This is a genomic window from Acinetobacter lactucae (genome assembly GCF_013344765.1).
Lineage (GTDB): Bacteria > Pseudomonadota > Gammaproteobacteria > Pseudomonadales > Moraxellaceae > Acinetobacter > Acinetobacter lactucae_A.
The window spans coordinates 1-834 of record NZ_JABVBF010000371.1 but is presented as its reverse complement, the minus strand read 5'-3'; the positions used below and the strand labels follow the sequence as shown (position 1 = coordinate 834).

Genomic DNA, 834 nt, shown 5'->3' with positions numbered 1-834 from the left:
ATCTAGAGTATTTAGAATTAGAAAATAACATTTATGAATTTCAAAATAGTACCTTAAGAAATTGTCATGAAGTATTCTTCTTTTTTAAAACACCAAATCATCCATTCTATGTGACTCCTTCACTTACAAAAGCAGGTGAAGGTTATGTAGAAATTGTGCCTATAGAAACTGTTAAGTTCGCATTAGATGAGTTAATTAAATATCAAAATTCAATTCTGTAAACCATGAAAATTTGTATTGTAGGCCCTTCTGGTGCTGGTAAAACGACTATCGCTAATAAATTAGCTGAACAATTAAAGATATCAACTCACCCATTTGATGAGATCTATTGGAATATAAGTGGAACTCAATTTGTAAAGAATTCAGAAGAAACGATCTCACAGGGTATTAAAGAAATTATCTTACAAGATAGCTGGATTGTAGAGGGAGCTTACGACAAACGTTTACTTCCATTACTGCTTGAAAGCTCATTAATTTTAAAGCTGGAAGTCCCTTTTTATTTAAGAACAAGAAGGCTACTACAACGTTATCTAAAGTTTGTAGTTACAGGTAAAAGACCCAAAGAAACTTTAAAAAATACAATCGAGCTGATTCAATTTTCATATAGTTTTGAGCAACGTTTAGAGAACTTCTTGAGTAGTTATTCTCAACTCTCTAGAAAGGTTATTTCTATTCATGACTTTCCATCAGCTATTCATGTGGTCCAAACAAACTTAAATAATTTATGTGACTCATTGAATCATGAGGACAAAACGAAGGTGGATTGACAGACTGACACACAAAAATCAGCATGCATAAAGCGTCCCGCCTCCGTTCAAACGCAGAGTATAATAA

Annotated in this window: 1 protein-coding gene and 1 pseudogene; both read left to right on the top strand. The window is 32.6% G+C overall.

From position 1 onward, the window contains the following. Positions 1–221, top strand: a pseudogene (locus tag HUN22_RS17400) (hypothetical protein); the annotation flags it as partial. Between the two features lie 3 nt (positions 222–224). Further along, the gene (locus HUN22_RS17395) at positions 225–767 is read left to right on the top strand and encodes an AAA family ATPase (RefSeq protein WP_174731994.1); all 543 of its coding nucleotides are present in this window, start codon (positions 225–227) and stop codon (positions 765–767) included. The last annotated feature ends 67 nt before the right edge of the window (positions 768–834 follow it).